Annotated in this window: 16 protein-coding genes; 10 read left to right on the forward strand and 6 right to left on the reverse strand. The window is 70.8% G+C overall.

Features of this window, described 5'->3' with window-relative positions; genetic code table 11:
* Positions 1-1189: trans-sulfuration enzyme family protein (locus tag DW299_RS05700; protein WP_136035988.1), on the reverse strand; the 1189-nt coding region annotated here is incomplete at its 3' end.
* 112 nt (positions 1190-1301) lie between these two features.
* On the opposite strand from DW299_RS05700, the gene DW299_RS05705 reads away from it, so the two are divergent.
* Together DW299_RS05705 and DW299_RS05710 are read left to right on the forward strand one after the other, a co-directional pair.
* On the forward strand, positions 1302-1769 hold the full coding sequence (locus DW299_RS05705; protein ID WP_136029008.1) for an Lrp/AsnC family transcriptional regulator: 468 nt from the start codon (positions 1302-1304) through the stop codon (positions 1767-1769).
* A gap of 72 nt (positions 1770-1841) precedes the next feature.
* On the forward strand, positions 1842-3545 hold the full coding sequence (locus DW299_RS05710) for an AMP-binding protein (RefSeq protein ID WP_136035989.1): 1704 nt from the start codon (positions 1842-1844) through the stop codon (positions 3543-3545).
* Between the two features lie 4 nt (positions 3546-3549).
* Here the strand turns inward: DW299_RS05710 and DW299_RS05715 are convergent, their stop codons facing one another.
* Both DW299_RS05715 and DW299_RS05720 read right to left on the reverse strand, forming a co-directional pair.
* On the reverse strand, positions 3550-3975 hold the full coding sequence (locus DW299_RS05715; protein WP_136035990.1) for a hypothetical protein: 426 nt from the start codon (positions 3973-3975) through the stop codon (positions 3550-3552).
* 180 nt (positions 3976-4155) lie between these two features.
* Positions 4156-5628, reverse strand: coding sequence for an MATE family efflux transporter (locus DW299_RS05720; RefSeq protein ID WP_136035991.1), 1473 nt, complete (start codon positions 5626-5628; stop codon positions 4156-4158).
* A 222-nt stretch (positions 5629-5850) separates the two neighbouring features.
* Here DW299_RS05720 and cycA point away from each other — a divergent pair, with 222 nt between their 5' ends.
* Positions 5851-7296 (forward strand): D-serine/D-alanine/glycine transporter, encoded by a 1446-nt coding sequence (gene cycA / locus DW299_RS05725; protein ID WP_136036001.1) that lies wholly within the window; start codon positions 5851-5853, stop codon positions 7294-7296.
* Positions 7297-7387: 91 nt separating this feature from the next.
* Here cycA and DW299_RS05730 read toward each other — a convergent pair whose 3' ends face one another.
* From DW299_RS05730 to DW299_RS05740, 3 genes are all read right to left on the reverse strand, one after another.
* Positions 7388-7837 carry a DUF2871 domain-containing protein gene (locus DW299_RS05730; RefSeq protein ID WP_136035992.1) on the reverse strand — a complete coding sequence of 150 codons (450 nt, stop codon included), beginning with the start codon at positions 7835-7837 and terminating at the stop codon, positions 7388-7390.
* A 78-nt stretch (positions 7838-7915) separates the two neighbouring features.
* A complete protein-coding gene (locus tag DW299_RS05735) occupies positions 7916-8539 on the reverse strand; it encodes a response regulator (protein WP_136035993.1) in 624 nt (207 codons plus the stop codon).
* Positions 8536-9801 (reverse strand): sensor histidine kinase, encoded by a 1266-nt coding sequence (locus DW299_RS05740; RefSeq protein ID WP_240745326.1) that lies wholly within the window; start codon positions 9799-9801, stop codon positions 8536-8538. The genes DW299_RS05735 and DW299_RS05740 overlap by 4 nt, the downstream gene beginning before the upstream one ends.
* Positions 9802-9881: 80 nt before the next feature.
* On the opposite strand from DW299_RS05740, the gene DW299_RS05745 reads away from it, so the two are divergent.
* The 7 genes from DW299_RS05745 (at position 9882) to DW299_RS05775 (ending at position 16665) form a co-directional block, all read left to right on the forward strand.
* Positions 9882-10535 (forward strand): IMPACT family protein, encoded by a 654-nt coding sequence (locus DW299_RS05745; RefSeq protein WP_136035995.1) that lies wholly within the window; start codon positions 9882-9884, stop codon positions 10533-10535.
* Positions 10536-10602: 67 nt separating this feature from the next.
* Positions 10603-11520: a J domain-containing protein gene (locus DW299_RS05750; protein WP_136035996.1), complete on the forward strand. Its 918-nt coding sequence runs from the start codon at positions 10603-10605 to the stop codon at positions 11518-11520.
* Positions 11521-11628: 108 nt separating this feature from the next.
* Positions 11629-12621: a LacI family DNA-binding transcriptional regulator gene (locus tag DW299_RS05755; protein WP_136035997.1), complete on the forward strand. Its 993-nt coding sequence runs from the start codon at positions 11629-11631 to the stop codon at positions 12619-12621.
* Positions 12622-12657: 36 nt separating this feature from the next.
* Positions 12658-13923: an ABC transporter substrate-binding protein gene (locus tag DW299_RS05760; protein WP_136035998.1), complete on the forward strand. Its 1266-nt coding sequence runs from the start codon at positions 12658-12660 to the stop codon at positions 13921-13923.
* Between the two features lies 1 nt (position 13924).
* Positions 13925-14824 carry a carbohydrate ABC transporter permease gene (locus tag DW299_RS05765; protein WP_136028566.1) on the forward strand — a complete coding sequence of 300 codons (900 nt, stop codon included), beginning with the start codon at positions 13925-13927 and terminating at the stop codon, positions 14822-14824.
* On the forward strand, positions 14821-15663 hold the full coding sequence (locus DW299_RS05770) for a carbohydrate ABC transporter permease (protein WP_136028565.1): 843 nt from the start codon (positions 14821-14823) through the stop codon (positions 15661-15663). Before DW299_RS05765 ends, DW299_RS05770 begins: the two co-directional genes overlap by 4 nt.
* A 15-nt stretch (positions 15664-15678) precedes the next feature.
* Positions 15679-16665 carry a glycoside hydrolase family 130 protein gene (locus DW299_RS05775; RefSeq protein WP_136035999.1) on the forward strand — a complete coding sequence of 329 codons (987 nt, stop codon included), beginning with the start codon at positions 15679-15681 and terminating at the stop codon, positions 16663-16665.
* Positions 16666-16772 lie beyond the last annotated feature (107 nt).

The raw sequence follows: 16772 nt of genomic DNA on the forward strand, positions 1-16772 counted from the left end.
CGCCCGTCGAGCGCTCGGCGAGCACCGCGAACGCGCGGTCCAGGTCGGCGATCAGGTCGTCCGCATTCTCGAGGCCGATCGACAGCCGCAGCACGTCGGCGGCGGGTCGTGCCTCCGGGGGCACCGGACGATGCGTGAGAGCGGCAGGGTGCTGGATCAGCGAGTCCACGCCCCCGAGCGACACGGCGTGCGTGAACAGCGAGGTCGCCGACGCCACCGCCGACGCCGCCGCGTACCCGCCCCGCATCCGCATCGCGATCATGGCGCCCGTGCCGCGCATCTGCCGGCCGAGGATCCCGCGGGGATCCCCGTCGAGCCCCGGGTAGAAGACCTCGGCGACCTCTGGTCGGTCGATCAGCCACTGCACGAGGCGGCGAGCAGTGTCCTGCTGCTGCCGCACGCGCACGGGCAGGGTCGTGAGCCCGCGGTGGAGGAGATATGCGCCGAGCGGGTGCAGCAGCCCCCCGGTCACCGCACGCACTCGGCGCAGCGCTTCTGCGGTCTCCTCGTCGCAGGCGACGACACCGGCGATGACGTCGCCGTGGCCGCCGAGGTACTTGGTGGCGCTGTGCAGCGACATCGCCGCGCCCAGGTCGATCGGGTTCTGCAGCACCGGGGTGGCGAACGTGTTGTCGACCACGACCGGGACGCCGCCGGCCTGGCGCACCACGTCGGCGATGTCGGCGATGTCGAGCGTGGGGTTGGCGGGCGTCTCGACGACCACGAGCCCGGTGTCGGGACGGATCGACGCGGCGACCTCCTCGGGGCGGCAGTACGTGGTGTCGACGCCGAGCAGCCCCGAGCCCAGCAGGTGGTCGGTGCCGCCGTACAGCGGACGGACCGCGACCACGTGGCGGGTGCCCGTCGCACCGGTGCGGGCGAGGATCACCGCGGTCATGGCGGCCATGCCCGACGCGAACGCGACCGCGGCCTCCGCGTGCTCGAGCTCGGCGAGGGCCTCCTCGAAGCGCGCGACCGTGGGGTTCCAGAGTCGGGCGTAGACCATGCTGCCGTCGGCGGGCGGACGGCCCCCGGTGGCCATGGCCTCGTACGAGTCGCCCCCGCGCTCGACATCGGGCAGCGGGTTGGTGGTGGACAGGTCGATCGGCAGCGCGTGGACGCCGAGCCCCTCCAGGTCGGAGCGGCCGCTGTGGACGGCGATCGTGTCGGGATGCAGCGGTGCGGTCATGCCTCCACGTTGCCGGAAACGTGAGAGAATCGCCGGAATTCGACAGCATCCGCGGGAACGGAGGCCTCATTCGATATTCTGTGCAACATGCGGCGGGTGGGAGGGCGGCACCTTGGCGAAAGCGCAACTCGACGAGACCGATCTGGAGCTGCTCGCGGCGCTGACCCGCGACGCGGAGATCACGAACAAGGCTCTCGCGCATCGGCTGGGGTTGGCCGAGTCCACGTGCGCGCACCGCGTGCGGGCACTGCGCGAGCGCGGCATCATCCGCGACACCCGTGTGCGGGTCGACGGCGCGGCGCTCGGATACCCGCTGCAGGCGATCATCAAGGTGCGCCTCGCCAATCACACCGGGCCGAAGGTGACGGCGCTCTTCGACGCCCTCGTCGCGGTGCCCCGCGTGCTGCAGGTGTTCCACGTCGCGGGCGTCGACGACTTCCTGGTGCACGTCGCGGTGGAGGATGCGACGGCGCTCCGCGACATCGTGCTGGAACACATCACGATCCACCCGGTCGTGCGCGGCACCGAGACCCAGCTCGTGTTCGAGCTCCGCGACGGCACCGGCCTGCTCCCCCGCTAGCTCAGCGGCGCGGGGCGTGCCGTCCGGCGGGCCGACGCGGAAAGATGGAGTGCACGCCAGCAAAGGAGCACCATGAGCCGCAGTGCCACCGCCGCCACGAACGCCGTCCGCGAGATGCGCGACTTCCTGTTCGAGCACGCCACGGACTATGCCGCCGCGCGGGCGGGATTCGCGTGGCCGCAGGTCGACGAATTCAACTTCGCCCTGGAGTGGTTCGACGTGGTGGCCGCCGAGAATCCGCAGCGCCCCGCCGTGCAGATCGTCGACGCCGACCTTCGCCTGCGGTCGTGGACGTACGGCGAGCTCTCCGCCCGCTCCGACCAGGTCGCGTCCTGGCTCACGGGGCTCGGCATCCGCCGCGGCGACCACGTGATCGTGATGCTCAACAACACGATCGAGCTGTGGGAGGTGATGCTGGCGATCACCAAGATCGGGGCGGTGTCGATCCCGACGTCCACGCTGCTGTCGGCCACCGACCTCGCCTATCGCGTGGAGCACGGCCGCGCCAGCGCCGTCGTCACCCTCGGGACTCTCGCCGAACGGGTCGACGGTCTCGGCCCCGACATCCTCCGCATCGGCGTCGGCGAGGCCCCGCCCGCCTGGGCCCGCTACGCCGACTCCGCCGCCGCGCCCGCCGCGTTCGAGCCGGACGGCCCGACCCCCGCGTCCGACACCGCACTGCTGTACTTCACCTCGGGCACCACGAACCGGCCGAAGCTCGTGCAGCACACCCACGTCTCGTATCCGGTCGGGCACCTGTCGACCATGTGGTGGCTCGGGGTCCGCCCCGACGACGTGCACCTCAACATCTCATCGCCCGGGTGGGCGAAGCACGCGTGGTCGAGCTTCTACTCGCCGTTCCTGGCCGAGGCCACCGTGTTCGTCTACGACTACGCCCGGTTCGACGCGAACACGCTCATGCAGGTCATGGACACCCACCACGTGTCGACCTTCTGCGCCCCGCCGACCGTGTGGCGCATGCTCATCCAGGCCGACCTGGGCCGCCTGACGCACCCTCCGCGCGAGCTGGTGGGCGCCGGCGAGCCCTTGAACCCCGAGGTCATCGACCGGGTGCGGGAGGCGTGGGGCGGCACCATCCGCGACGGTTTCGGCCAGACCGAGATGACGGCGTGCATCGGCAACTCCCCCGGGCAGCCGGTGAAGATCGGCTCGATGGGCCGCCCGTTGCCGGGATACCCGGTGGTGCTGCTCGACCCCGCCACGGGCGCGGTGGTCGAGCGGGAGGGCGAGATCGCGCTCGACCTGTCGCGCGCGCCGCTCGGACTCATGGCGGGGTACTACAACGACCCGGAGAAGACGGCGGAGTCACGCGCCGGCGGCTACCACCACACGGGCGACATCGCGGTGCGCGACGACGACGGCTACCTCACCTACATCGGGCGCTCCGACGACGTGTTCAAGGCCTCGGACTACAAGATCTCGCCGTTCGAGCTCGAGTCGGTGCTCCTGGAGCACGAGCTCGTGGTCGAGGCGGCCGTGATCCCCAGCCCCGACCCGACGCGGCTCGCGGTGCCGAAGGCGTACGTGTGCCTGACCGCGGATGCGGCGGACGAGACGGCCGCGGCGCGATCCGTGTTCGCGTACGCGCACGAGCGCCTGTCGTCGCACCTGTGGGTGCGGATCATCGAGTTCGTGCCGGAGCTGCCGAAGACCATCTCGGGCAAGATCCGTCGCGTGGAGCTGCGGGCGCGCGAGGCCGAGCGCGTCGCGTCGGGCGACGACTCACGGCAGCACCGCGACCGCGACTACCGCTGAGCGCTCAGGAGACGACGGCGACGGGCGACGTGGGCGTCGACGACGTCGCCGCCTTGACCACCGCGGCGACCTTCGGCGTCCCGGTCTTCGCGGGAGCCGCGGCCACCGGAAGCGCCTCGGCCGGCGCCTCGCTGCGGCGCGTCAGCCCCGCGGCGCCCACCATGCCGCGCACGACGCCGCCGATCGTGAGCATCAGCACGAGTGCGGAGCCCGAGATGATCAGCGCCAGCCACTGGCTGCCGAAAGACGCGGTGACGCTCAGCAGCGCCCCGACGATCCAGACCCCGACGGCCCCGCCGGTGAGACCACCGGCACCCCGCGCGATCGCGATCCCGGCGACGATCGCGCAGATCACGGCGATCGCCGCGCCCACGTATCCGATCGGAATCAGGACCGCTGCCAGCTCGCTGGCCACCCTCAATGTCGTCATGTTGACCCCCCGGTCTGCGGAATTCCCGCATTCTCGACACTAGAAGTGTGTCCCCTCCGGGCCATCCGTCTCAAGTCCGATCCGCATCATCCTCCAGAGGGATATATCGGCTGGATCGGCAACGCACACGAACGCCCCGCGGCCCTGGCGAGGACCGCGGGGCGCTCCGGAGGCATGCGGTCAGCGGCGAACGGGCCAGCGCAGGCGCCGAGGGCGCACGACCCGCACCGCTTGCGTGACCACGGCGTCGACGACCATCGAGCCGTCGGTGGGCCCGACGATCGCGATCGCCGAGGTCTCGGTCGCCTCGGCCGGAGCGACCGGGAGCTTCGCGAGACCGCGGTGGGCACGGACGTACGCGGGCACCAGCAGCAGGATCGCCCCGACCCAGGCGAGCGGGTTGCTGAGCGCGACGCCGTCGAAGCCGATCATGGCCCCGAGCACCACGGCCGCCCCGACGCGCATCACCAGCTCGATCACGCCCGTCACGGTCGGCACGAGCGTGTGCCCGAGCCCCTGGAGCGCACCGCGGAGCACGAACAGCATGCCCAGTGCCCAGTAGCCGCAGCCGTTGATGATGAGCATCCGGTGCGCCATGTCGACCACGCCGTCGGAGCCCTCTCCGACGAACAGCCGCACCATGGGAGCGCCGAACGCGATGAGCAGTCCGCCGAGCACGATCGCGGCGGCCACCGCCATCCACGTCGCCTCGACCACGCCGCGGCGGATGCGGTCGGGCCGCCGTCCGCCGTGGTTCTGCGCCGCATACATCGACACGGCGAGCCCGAGCGACGAGAGCAGGGCGACCGCGAGGCTGTCCACGCGCGAGGCCGTGGTGTACGCCGCCACCGCGTCGGCGCCGAGGGTGTTCAGTGCCACCTGCACCGTGAGCGTCCCGATCGCGATGATCGACGCCTGGAAGCCCATCGGCAGGCCGAGACGCAGATGCTCCGCGATGTCGGAGCCGGTGATGCGCCAGTCGGCGCGGCGCAGGTGCAGCATCGGCAGGCGGCGCCGCACGAACTCCAGGCACAGGATCACCGACACGGCCTGCGCGACCACGGTCGCCAGGGCGGCCCCCGCGACGCCCCACTCCAGCGGCCCCACCATCAGGACGACGAGCCCCACGTTGAGCGCGCACGACACCGTGAGGAACACCAGCGGGGTCTTGGAGTCGCCGATCGCGCGGATGATCGCGGAGAGGTAGTTGAAGAACATTGTCGCGCCCGCGCCGAGGAAGCTGATCTGCGTGAACACCGTCGCCTCGGGCATGAGCTCGGACGGGGTCTGCAGCAGCGCCAGGATCGGCCCGGCGATGAGCGGCGCGACCACGGTGAGGATGACGCTGGTGATGCCGCTCAGCAGCACCCCGGTCGCGACCGAGCGGCGCACGGCGGCATCGTCTCGGGCGCCGAAGGCCTGGGCGACCGGGATCGCGAAGCCGCTCGTCAGGCCCCACGCGAACCCGAGCAGCAGGAACAGGAGGCTGCCGGTCGCGCCGACCGCCGCGAGCGACTGGACGCCGAGGTGGCGCCCGACCACGATCGCGTCGGCGAACTGGTACAGCTGCTGCACGACGTTGCCGAGCAGGAGGGGGATCGAGAAGGCGAGGATGACACGCCACGGACGGCCCGTGGTGAGGGTGGTGGCCATGAAGAGCGGCTCGCAGAAGACGAAGGGCGGATCGGGGAGCGACCAGTTTATCGAATCGTTTCGGGACGAGGGAACACCGGGGGGCGGAATGCCGGAGCTTCTCTGCCGATTTCGGGCGAGCGCACCGCGGTGGTTACTCTGCATCAGTCGCCGGCACGCGAGTGTCGCGGCGTGTCGACGAAGACCGGAGGAGACAGCGTGACGAAGGAAGACACGGGGGCGATCAACAGCACGGGGGCCACCGCCGATGCGGGGAGCGAGCAGCACCTGCGGCGGGCACTGAGCAACCGGCACATCCAGCTGCTGGCCATCGGCGGCGCCATCGGCACCGGCCTGTTCATGGGAAGCGGCAAGACGATCTCGGTCGCCGGGCCCTCGGTGATCTTCGTCTACATGATCATCGGGTTCATGCTGTTCTTCGTCATGCGGGCGATGGGCGAGCTGCTGTTGTCGAACCTGAAGTACAAGTCGTTCAGCGACTTCGCCAGCGACCTGCTCGGCCCGTGGGCCGGGTTCTTCACGGGCTGGACCTACTGGTTCTGCTGGGTGGTGACGGGCGTCGCCGACGTGATCGCGATCGCCGGGTACACGGATGCGCTCATCCCCGGCATCCCGCTGTGGATCCCCGGCCTGCTGGTCGTGGTGATCCTGCTCGCGCTGAACCTGCCGACCGTCGCCGCGTTCGGCGAGATGGAGTTCTGGTTCGCGCTCATCAAGATCGTGGCGATCGTGGCGCTCATCGCGACGGGTCTGGTGATGGTGTTCACCGGCTTCCAGCACGACGCCGGCACCGCGAGCTTCTCGAACCTGTGGGAGCACGGCGGCATGTTCCCGCACGGGTTCATGGGCTTCGTCGCGGGCTTCCAGATCGCGGTGTTCGCGTTCGTCGGGATCGAACTCGTGGGCACCGCCGCCGCCGAGACCAAAGACCCGAAGCGCAACCTCCCGAAAGCGATCAACGCGATCCCGATCCGCGTGCTGCTGTTCTACGTCGGCGCGCTGATCGTGCTGATGGCGGTCACCCCGTGGACCGAGTACGTGGCCGGGGAGAGCCCGTTCATCGCGATGTTCGCCCTCGCCGGCCTCGGCATCGCCGCGACCGTCGTCAACCTCGTGGTGCTCACCTCGGCCATGTCGAGCGCGAACTCGGGCATCTACTCGACCTCGCGCATGGTGTTCGGCCTCGCGCAGGACGGCGATGCGCCGCGAATGTTCGCCCGCCTGTCGAAGCGCCGCGTGCCGCAGAACGCCCTGTTCCTCTCCTGCATCCTGCTGCTGTCGGGCGTGGTGCTGCTCTATGCGGGCAAGGACATCGGCACCGCGTTCGACATGGTGACCACGGTGTCGGCGGTGTGCTTCATGTTCGTGTGGACGATCTTCCTGTGCAGCTACCTGAAGTACCGGCGCACCCGTCCGGAGAAGGCCGCGGCCTCGGCGTTCAAGATGCCCGGCGGCGTGTTCATGGTGTTCGTGGTGCTCGCCTTCTTCGTCTTCATCCTGTGGGCGCTCACCACCCAGCCCGACACGCTGACGGCCCTCCTGGTCACGCCGATCTGGTTCGCGATCCTCATCGTCGCGTGGGTGTTCGTGCGCAAGTCGCCCCATCACATCGCCCGGCACGAGGCGCACATCGCCTACCTGCGCGACGAGAGCATCGACGCACACTAGACGCACGCGACTGCGCAGAATCGGCGGGCCCCAGGGAGGGGAGCCCGCCGATTCGCGTGTGACGCCGCGGTTCTGAGGAGTTGCGGCGAGGTCAGACGCTCGCGGTGGCGGACACGGGTGCCGCGACGGGTCGCGCGGCGGGCAGGCACTTGCGCAGAGCGAGGAACAGCAGCACCATCCCGGCCGTGAGCAGCATGTGGCCCAGTCCGGCGATGCCCGCGATCATCTTGGACGACTCCAGGCCGAGCACCGTCAGGGAGCCGTGCCACAGCAGCATGGCCGAAGTGAGCACGAGTCCGGCGGTGTAGAGCCAGAAGAACCAGCCGAACAGGCGGCTCGCGGAGAGCGTGAACGCCCGCTCCAGCAGCAGCACGATCAGGTAGACCACGAAGCCCAGCACCAGCAGGTGGGTGTGCACGAGCCCGAGCTGCGTCGGGGCGCCCTCGGGGAAGTCATTGAGCTTGGTGAACTCGCGGTAGAAGAGGCCGGAGGCGACCCCGGCGAGCATGGAGGCGAACGCGGCGTAGAAGAGTCGGCGCATGGGTGTTCCTTTCGGGTCACCCCCAGCCTCCGTCGGGCCGGGAATCCGCGGATCCATCGAACGGTGGAGATGCGGGGCTCAGATCACGCCCGTCTCGCGCGCGATCGCCACGGCCTTGGCGCGACTGTCCGCGCCGAGCTTCTCGAACACGTGCACGAGGTGGGTCTTGACCGTGGCCTCCGTCACGAACAGGGTCTTCGCGATCTCGCGGTTCGAGGCGCCCGTGGCGAGCAGCCGCAGCACGTCGAGCTCCCGGTCGGTCAGACGCACCCGGGGTGCCCGCAGCACCTGGCCGACGCGCTCGCTGAGCTCCGGCGTGAGGACGAGCCCGCCCGACGCGGCCGCACGCACCGCACGCACGATGTCGTCCGGGGCGATGTCCTTCAGCAGGTAGCCCGCGGCGCCCGCCTCGACCGCCCCGAGGATCTCGGCGTCGCGGTCGAACGTGGTCAGGATGAGCACGGCGGGGGCGGGGTCCTGCGCACGCAAAGCCGCCGTGGTCTGCACGCCGTCCATGCCCGCGCCCAGCCGCAGGTCGCACAGCACGACGTCGGGGTGCAGGTGCCGCGCGAGGGCGACCGCCTCCTCCCCCGACGCCGCCTCGCCCACGACCTCCACGTCGTCGCGGTGGTCGAACAGCGACCGCACCCCCGCGCGGACGATGGGGTGGTCGTCGACGAGCAGCACCCGCACCGCGGTCACCGCAGCGCTCCCGTCTCCCGAGGGCCCGCGGTCCGCAGCGGCACGTGCGCCGAGAGGGCCGTCCCGTCGCCCGGGGCGCTCTCCACGTCGAGGCCTCCGCCGAGCTCCCGCAGCCGCGCCCGCATCGAGCGCAACCCGTAGCCGCCGCCCGCCCCCGACGTGCCGCGCGCATCCCACCGGGACGCGTCGAAACCCGCCCCGTCGTCTACGATGTCGAGCCGCACGGCGTCGCCCGCATCCGCCAGGGTCACCACGACGCGGGAGGCGCCGGCGTGCGTGCGGACGTTCGCGAGGGCCGACTGCGCCGTCCGCAGCAGCGCGATCTCGGCGTCGATGCCCAGCGGCGGCAGCTCGTCGTCGGCGTGCAGGGTCGTGTCGATGCCGGTCTCGTCCGACAGGCGGTCGAGCATCCGCGCGAGGGCGTCGGCGAGCGCGGTGGACTCCAGCTCCGCGGGCATCAGGTCGTTCACGATGCGCCGCGCGTCGGCCAGCCCCTCGGCTGCGAGCGCACCGATCTGCTCGAGCGCCCTGGTGCGCTGTTCCTGGTTGTCGCCCGCGAGCGCCGCGCGCGACAGCATCCCCACCGACGACAGGCTCTGCGCGACGGTGTCGTGCAGGTCGCGCGACACCCTGGTGCGTTCGGCGCTCGCCCCCGACTCGCGCTGCATGCGGGCGAGCTCGTCCTGCACCGCGGCCATCTCCTCCTGCGTGGCCACGAGCGAGGCGATCAGCCGCCGTCGCTCCCGGCCGTCGCGCACCAGCACGAGGTAGCCCCGGGAGATGCCGAGCGCGAAGACCCCGCCCACGAGAGGACCGATCACGTTGGCGTACGTCGTCTCTCCGGTGTGCACGACCGGGGCGAGGATCACCACCGCGAGCACGAGCACGCTGAGGGGCACCGCCCACCGCAGCGGCAGGATGAACCCGGCGAGCAGCCACAGCGCGAACGCCAGCCACACGAACTCCGGCGACACGACCACGGCCCCGAGCCAGATGAGGGTGAGGCCGAGCAGCCACCAGGTCGCGAGGCGCCGGTCGGCCGTGCGCTCGCCGAGCAGCAGCCCGCCGCCGTACCACCCGAGGAACACCAGTCCGAGGGCGAGCACCCACGGCAGCGGCACGCCGTCGATCGCCGCCCTGACCACGCCGACCCCGAGCAGCACCGCGGTGATGACCGCCTGACCCACGCGGATCGAGCCCACCAGTGTCGCCCACGACCACCGACCGGTGCCGGGGCGCGGTGCGGGCTCTGGCGACGACATGCTCACATTCTTCCCCCGACGGCCCGCCCGTGCGTCCATCGTTCGACGGAGGCGGCGGACGACCTCGGTATCGTGAGGCCGTGACCGCCGCCCACCCCTACCCCGCGACGATCGCGGCCCCGGTGGAGCACGAGCTCGTGATCCGCAAGTCGCGCTTCCTGACGCTGGTCGCGCCCGTGGCGTCGGTAGCCGACGCGGAGACCGTGATCGCGGCCGTGCGCAAGCGCGCGTGGGACGCGAACCACAACTGCACGGCCATGGTCACGGGGCTGCGCGGCGATCAGGCCCGCTCCTCCGACGACGGCGAGCCGTCGGGCACCGCGGGAGTGCCGATGCTGGAGGTGCTGCGCCGGCGGGAACTGACCGACGTGGTCGCGGTCGTGACGCGCTACTTCGGCGGGGTGAAGCTCGGGGCGGGCGGGCTCGTGCGCGCGTACGGCTCCGCGGTGTCGGAGGCCCTCGACCGCGCGGCGCTCGTGCACCGACGGGCGTTGACCCAGACCACGGTCGAGGTGCCCCACGCCGACGCCGGGCGCTACGACAACCTGCTGCGGGAGTGGGCGCAGCAGCACGGCGCGACCCTCGGCACGCCGCACTACGGAGAGGCCGCGCGCCTGGAGCTGTGGGTTCCTGCGGAGGAGCTGCCGCGACTGTCCGACGACCTCGCCGCCGCGTCGGCCGGAGCCGTGCGCCTCGAGACCGGCGTCGAGCGCGTGGTCGACGTGCCCGCCTGACCGGCACTCCCGGCGGGCGCATACGCGCGGCGGCTATCCTGGACGCCGCGGTCGCGGAAGGAGAGCGATGTTCGACAGTCCGCTCTCGGCCTCGCCGTACGAGATCCTCGAGGTCGACCCGTCCGTCGACGACGCGGAGCTGCGCCGGGCCTACCGCCTCCGCCTCCGCCAGACGCACCCCGACACGGGCGGCGACGCCGCGGTGTTCATCCAGGTGCAGCGGGCGTGGGAGCTGATCGGCACGGCGGAGGGTCGCGCGGCCTACGACCGCCGCACGGGCGTGACCGACGACGGCGCCGAGTGGAGCGGCTGGCGACCGCAGACCGCGCGCACCGACACCCGTCCGCGGGCGCGGTCGTACGGACAGCCCGGCGGATGGCGCCGCGAGCGCTACCTCACGCTCATCCGGGAGTGGGCGGGCCACGGGGTGGAGGTGCCCGACCCGTACGCGCCGGCTCTCGTGCGGGCCGCGCCGCGGGAGCTGCGGCGCATGCTGGCCGACGCCCTCGCGGAGGAGGCGACCGCGCGCACGGTGTCCGACCTCGGGATGGGCTTCACCGTGTGGCACGACGTCGCGGCCGGGCAGACGCCCGACGACAAGCTCGACCACGTGGTGCTCAGTCCCTCGGGCCTGTACGGCATCATGTCGGAGGACTTCGGCGGGGTGGTGGGCTTCCGCCGCGGCGAGATCACCGGCCCGAGCCTGGGCACCAGGGCTCCGGTGACGGCGGCGCTCGGCCGGATGCGTCAGGTGGCGAAGGCCGCGAAGGTCAGGTTCGGCGGCGCGATCGTGGTGCTGCCGGACGACGATCTGGCGCAGGCGGTGACCCCGCTCGGCAGCACCCGCGGGGTTCCGGTCGTGGTGGTGCGGCGCAGTGCGCTGGCGATGGTGCTGCGCCAGGGGGTGCCGGGGGCCAGGGCGATCGGCGGCAACGAGCTGTTCGACGTGCGCACGCGCCTGCAGCAGACCGTCCGGTTCGTCTGACCCTCCGCTCGTCCGCGATCCCGCTCTTGACGCCTTTCGTCAAACCGGTTTACACTCGTCAAACCGGTTCACGCGCCCGAGTGAGCCCGACACCCGCGAGGAGGCGGCATGGGCCGCACCACGATCGCCGACGTCGCCCGCGAGGCCGGCGTCACCAAGGCCACCGTGTCGCACGCGCTCAGCGGCAACCGCCCCATCTCCGAGGAGACCAGGGCGAAGGTGCTCGCCGCGGCCCGCAAGCTCGACTGGGCTCCGAGCCAGAGCGCCAGAGCCCTCGCCACGCGCCGCGCCAACGCGATCGCCGTCGTCCTCGCGCGCGACCCCGAGGTCATCGCGAACGACTCGTTCTTCCCCGCGTTCATCGCCGGGGTCGAGTCGGTGCTCGCCGAGACCGAGACCGCGCTCGTGCTCCAGGTGGTGCAGGGTCGCGAGGCCGAGGAGCGCGCGTACCGCACGCTCGCCCGCGGCCGGGCCGACGGCGCGCTGCTGCTCGACCTGCGCACCGACGACTGGCGCGTGCCCTTCCTCGACGAGCTCGGGCTGCCCACCGTGCTGGTCGGCGCCTACGACCAGCCCAGCCCGTTCTCGTGCGTGCGCACCGACGACGCCGCGCCGATGCGCGAGATCCTCGACCGGCTCCGCGCCGCAGGGCACACCCGCATCGCCCATGTGTCCGGCCCGCTCGACTACGTGCACTCGGCCGCCCGTGCCGCCGCCTACACCGAGGCCGCGGGCTCCGACGAGCTGCTGCGCGAGGGCGACTTCACCGCCTCGAGCGGGCGCGACGTGACCGAGGAACTGCTCGCGCTGCCCGACCGCCCCACGGCGATCCTCTACTCGAACGACACCATGGCCATCGCCGGGCTCTCCCTCGCCCGCTCGCAGGGTCTCGCCATCCCCCGCGACCTGGCCATCTCCGGCTTCGACGACGACCACCTCTCCGCCCACCTCTCCCCCGCGCTCACGAGCGTGTCGTCCGATCCGGCCGCCCGGGGCCGCGCGGCCGCCCGGCTGCTGCAGGAGAGCATCCTCGGCGCCGAACCGCGCACCGAGGTCGTGGACTGCAACGTCGTGCACTTCCGGGAGAGCACCGGCTCCTGAGCCCCCCGCACCACCCATCGCGTCAAGGAGGACACCATGAAGAAGATCCGCGCAGCAGCACTCGTGGGCGCCGTCGCGCTCGTCGTCACCGGATGCTCGTCCGGCGGCGGAGGCGGCGAAGGCTCCGCCGAGGGCACCGGCCCCATCGACATCTGGCTGTCGAACAACGAGCAGGAGGTCGCCTGGGGTCAGGCGGTCGTCGACGCTTGGAACGAGGAGCACCCCGACGAGAAGGTCACCGCGCAGGAGATCCCGGCAGGCTCGTCCTCGGAGGAGGCCATCACCGCGGCGATCACCGCCGGGACCGCCCCGTGCCTGGTCTACAACGTCGCGCCGGCGGCCGTGTCGGGCTGGGTCAAGCAGGGCGGCCTGGTCGACCTCAGCTCGATGGACGGCGGCAGCGACTACATCACCGAGCGCAGCGGCGACGTCGAGCCCTACGCCACGGACGGCAAGTACTACCAGCTGCCGTGGAAGTCGAACCCGGTCATGGTCATGTACAACAAGACCCTGTTCCAGGCCGCCGGGCTCGACCCCGAGGACCCGCAGATGAACACGTACGACGCGTTCCTGGAGGGGGCGCGCGCCATCGTCGACTCGGGCGTGCAGAGCGCCATCTGGCCCGCGCCGACGAGCGAGTTCTACCAGCCGTGGTTCGACTTCTATCCGCTGTACCTCGCCGAGACCGACGGCACCATGCTCGTGGAGGACGGCAAGGCCACGTTCGACTCGGACGACGGCAAGACCGTGGCCGACTTCTGGGCCACCGTGTACGAGGAGAAGCTCGCGCCGAACGAGGCGGCGACCGACGACGCGATGTCTGCCGGCACCACGGCCATGCAGCTCGCCGGCCCCTGGGCCATCCCGTCGTACGCCGAGACGGTCGACGTGGGCTTCATGCCCGTGCCGACCAGCGACGGCCGCGAAAACCCCACCACGTTCGCCGACTCCAAGAGCGTGTCGATGTTCACCGCCTGCGAGAACCAGGCGACCGCGTGGGAGTTCCTGAAGTTCTCCACGAGCGAGGAGGCCGACGGCCAGCTGCTCGAGGCGACCGGCCAGATGCCGATGCGCACGGACCTCACCGACACGTACGCCGACTACTTCTCCGCCAACCCGGACTATGTGGCGTTCGCGGAGCAGGCGGAGAACACGGCCGACGTGCCCAGCATCCCGAACTCGGTGGAGGCCTGGCAGGCGTTCCGCGACGAGTACTCGTCCGCGGTGATCTTCGCGAAGGAGTCGACCTCCGACTTCCTGAAGAACGCCGCCGCGAAGGTCGACGAGCTCGTCGCCGAGTGACATGACCACCGACAACCGACGGCTGCGCACCCGGTGGCTGGGTGCGCAGCCGATCGGCGGCCTCTTCGCGCTGCCGTACCTCGTGTTCGTGATCGCGATCTTCGCGTATCCGCTCGGTTTCGCGGTCTACATCGCCTTCCACGACTACTTCTTCACCGCGCCGGGCGCCGAAGTCGACCGTCCCTTCGTCGGCTTCGACAACTTCGTCACGGTGCTCACCGACCCGCGCGTGCTCGGAGCGTTCCGCAACACCCTCGTGTTCCTGGTGATCAACGTGCCGCTCACGGCGGTGCTGGCGCTCGTGCTCGCAGCCGCCCTGAACACCGGCATCCGCTGGGTGGCCGCGTACCGCGTGGCCTTCTACGTGCCGTACCTCACCGCGAGCGTCTCGCTGGTGGGCGTGTGGATGCTGCTGTTCTCGGGCAACGGGCTCGTCAACACGATCCTGGGGCCGCTCGCGCCCGACCCGTCGTGGCTCGTGAACAGCGCGCTGGCCATGCCGATGATCGCGCTCTACGTCACCTGGAAGCAGCTCGGCTTCTACATCCTGCTGTACCTGGCGGCGCTGCAGAACGTGCCGAAGGAGCTGTACGAGTCGGCGGAGACCGACGGCGCCGGCGCCCTCGCCCGGTTCTGGAACGTGACCGTCCCCGGCGTGCGCAGTGCGACCACGCTCGTGCTGATCCTCTCGATCATCACCGGGGCGAACCTCTTCACCGAGCCGTACCTGCTCACCAACGGCGGCGGGCCGGACGGCGCGTCCACCACGCCGGTGCTGCTCATCTACCAGCTGGGCATCCAGCAGCAGAACCCCGACACCGCGGCCGCGATCGGCATGATCCTGGTGGTGCTCGTGGGGATGCTGTCGCTGGCCGCCAACCGCGCGACGAGGGAGCGATGATGCGCCGGAAGAACACCCTGCCCCGCGTGCTGAGCGTGATCGCGCTCACGATCGCGGCGATCGGCTTCGCCTTCCCGTTCTACTTCATGCTGGTCGGCGCGTTCCAGGAGAACCCGACGAACTCGCCCAGCCAGCTCATCCCCACGGGCGGGTGGACGGTCGACAACTTCGTCGCGATCGACTCGCGCATCGACCTGGTCGGCTCGCTCGTCAACTCGATGATCTTCACGCTCGGCGTGCTGCTGGGCACCGTCGTGTTCGGCCTGCTCGCCGGCTATGCGATCGCCCGGCTCGACTTCCGCGGCCGCGGCGTGATCTGGGTGCTGATGCTGCTCGTGCAGATGGTGCCGTTCCAGCTGCTGATGATCCCGCTGTACGTGCAGATCACGCGCAACTACGGTCTGGGCGACTCGTATCTGGGCATGATCCTGCCGTTCCTCATCAACACGACCGCGGTGTTCATCTTCGTGCAGTTCTTCCGGGCGCTGCCCACGGAGATCTTCGAAGCCGCGCGCATCGACGGCGCGGGCGAGATCCGCCTGCTCACCTCTGTCGCGATCCCGCTCATCCGCCCCGTGCTGGTGACCGTGGTGCTGGTCACCTTCATCGGCCCGTGGAACGAGTTCCTGTGGCCGTTCCTCATCACGAAGGACGCGTCGCTGCAGCCGCTCGCCGTGTCGCTCGCGAACTACATCTCCAACGTCGCGCAGTCCACGGCCAACCCGAACGGGGCGATCCTCGCGGGCGCCACGGCACTCGCATTCCCCGTCGTCATCCTGTTCATCGTCTTCCAGCGCTTCTTCAAGGCCACCGACCTCGGCGCGGCCGTCAAGGGCTAGCCAGAAAGGGCATCCATGTTCACCGGAGCATCCTTCCCCCTCGGTCCGTTCACCCCCTACGAGGGGAACCCGATCCTGCGTCCGCGCGGCGACAGCTGGGAGTCGGCGAACCTCTACAACCCGGCGGCCCTGGTCGACGGCGACGAGGTGCTGCTGCTGTACCGCGCGCACGCCGACGACATCGTGTCGCACATCGGGCTCGCCCGCTCCCGCGACGGGGTCACGTTCACGCGCGAGGACGCGCCGATCCTCTCCCCCGTCGAGGACTACGAGCGCTACGGCTGCGAGGATCCGCGCATCGCGCTGATCGACGGCACCTACTACCTCACCTACACCGGCTGGGACCGTCACAGCGCGCAGCTGTGCCTGGCGACCTCGACCGACCTGCGCACCTGGACCAGGCACGGCCCGCTGTTCGACGACTTCGACACCTTCAAGACCATGGACCCGCGCGGGTTCAACTGGTCGAAGGCCGGGGTGATCGTCCCGCAGAAGATGCACGGCAAGTGGTGGATGTACTTCGGCGAGGGCGGCATCTATTGGGCGACCAGCGACGACCTCCTCCACTGGACACCCGGCACCCCCGACACCGAGCCGATGTACACGCCCACGCCCGGCACCTGGGACGAGGCGCTGGTGGAGATCGGCACCTCGCCCGTGGTCACCGACAACGGGCTGCTGGTGATGCTCACCAACGGCGCCACACGCACGGTGCACGACGACGGCACGGTCGACGTCGACTACCGCTGCGGGCAGATCGCCATCGACCCGGACGAGCCGACGAAGGTCATCGCCCGGATGCAGGAGCCGTGGCTGCGCCCGCAGAGCTTCGAGGATCTGCACGGCCTGGTGTCGAACGTGACCTTCGTGGAGGGACTGGTGAAGTTCCACGGGAAGTGGTTCGCGTACTACGGCCAGTCCGACACGACCCTGGCCGTCGCGATCCACGACCCCGCGGAGCCGTGGGGCCGCGCGCTGCGCGAGGCCGAGGGCGAGGAGTGAGGCCATGGAGACCACGCGCCGCACCTTCCTGACGCTCGCCGCGACCACGTCCGCCCTGGCGCTGCCCATCCTGTCCACCTACGAGCAGTCCACCGAGTACGTCACCA

The sequence above is a fragment of the Microbacterium sp. K35 genome (genome assembly GCF_004794375.1).
Lineage (GTDB): Bacteria > Actinomycetota > Actinomycetes > Actinomycetales > Microbacteriaceae > Microbacterium > Microbacterium sufflavum.